General features: G+C 70.7%; 1 protein-coding gene. It reads right to left on the bottom strand.

Annotation, left to right across the window (positions count from 1 at the left end):
- Positions 1-6: 6 nt before the first annotated feature.
- The gene (locus D0Z06_RS25030; protein ID WP_117380249.1) at positions 7-1,314 is read right to left on the bottom strand and encodes an ISL3 family transposase; all 1,308 of its coding nucleotides are present in this window, start codon (positions 1,312-1,314) and stop codon (positions 7-9) included.
- Positions 1,315-1,424 lie beyond the last annotated feature (110 nt).

Here is a 1,424-nt window from a genome sequence, read left to right on the forward strand (position 1 = left end):
GGCTCTTCACGATCGGGGGTGTAGTCGGGGTCGGAAGCCGCCGGTTTCGAGCAGGCTCCTGGCGATGTAGTTGGTGAGGTTGCGGAAGCCGAGCGCGGAGCCTCGGAGGTGCTCGAGTCGTCCGTTGATTGCCTCGGTCGGCCCGTTGGAGGTGCCGGGGCGGTCGAAGTACGCCAGCACGTCGGCGGCGCGCTTGGTCAGCGTCCGGCCCAGCGTGATGAGCTCGGTCAGCGCGGCCGGGACGCCGCGTCCGAGCGCGTCGATGAGGTCGCGCATCAGCCGCCGGCCCTTGGCCCGGTCGGGCTCGCGGTAGGCACCGATCATCCGCTGGTAGATGCCCCAGGTGGCCTCGACCTGGACGTGCTCGTCGACCCCGAACAGCGCGGTCAGCCGCTGTCGTTGCCGGTCGGTGAGCAGATCGGCACCGGTGTGCAGAGTCCGTCGAGCGCGGTAGAGCGGGTCGTCCTTGCGGCCGCGATGCCCGTGCAGGTCTTGTTGCACCCGGCGCCGGCAGCGGTCCAGGGCATCACCGGCCAGGCGTACGACGTGGAAGGGGTCCATCACCGCGACCGCCTCCGGCAGCTCCTCGGCGGTGGCGGTCTTGAAGCCGGTGAACCCGTCCATCGCCACCACCTCCAGACCGGTGCGCCAGGCCTCGGGGCGGGCGGCCAGCCAGGTCTTGAACGCCTGCTTGGAGCGGCCCTCGACCATGTCCAGCAGCCGGGCCGGGCCCGTGCGGTCCCGCACCGGTGTCAGGTCGATGATCACGGTGACGTACTTGTCGCCCCGGCGGGTGTGGCGCCACACGTGCTCATCGACCCCGAGCACCTGCACGCCCTCGAACCGGCCGGGGTCATCGATCAGGACCCGCTTGCCCTCGGCGAGGACGGCGTCGTTGGCGGTGTTCCAGGCGACCCCGAGACCCTCGGCGACCCGGGCGACGGTCAGGTGCCCGACCACGATGCCCTCCAGCGCCCACCGCAGCCCACGACGGGACAGCTTCGCCCGCGGCTCGGCCGCCTTGCTGGTGTCCTGGCGCCACACGTGCCCACACCCGGTGCACCGGTAGCGGCGGATCGTGATCAGCAACGTGGTGGGTCGCCAGCCCAGCGGTTCGTGGGCCAGCCGTCGGGTCACGGTGTCACGCGGCGCTCCCTCGCACCCGCAGCGACGGCACCACCGATCCGGTTCGACGACCCGGCAGGCCAGGACCGCACGGTCGGGAGCCAGTCGCTGTCCGACGACCTCCAGACCCAACCCGTCCAGGCCGGCGAACGTGGTCAAGTCAGGGCAGTCGAAGGTAGCGTCAGGCACGTCGAGGCCTTCCGGATGGGCAGTGTGAGAACTTCCATCTTCGGAAGGCCTCGACGTCTATCCCGGGACCGACGCGCCAGCCCGATCTACACCCTCAACTACGAAGAGCC

The organism is Geodermatophilus marinus (assembly GCF_003428645.1).
Taxonomy (GTDB): Bacteria; Actinomycetota; Actinomycetes; order Mycobacteriales; family Geodermatophilaceae; genus Geodermatophilus.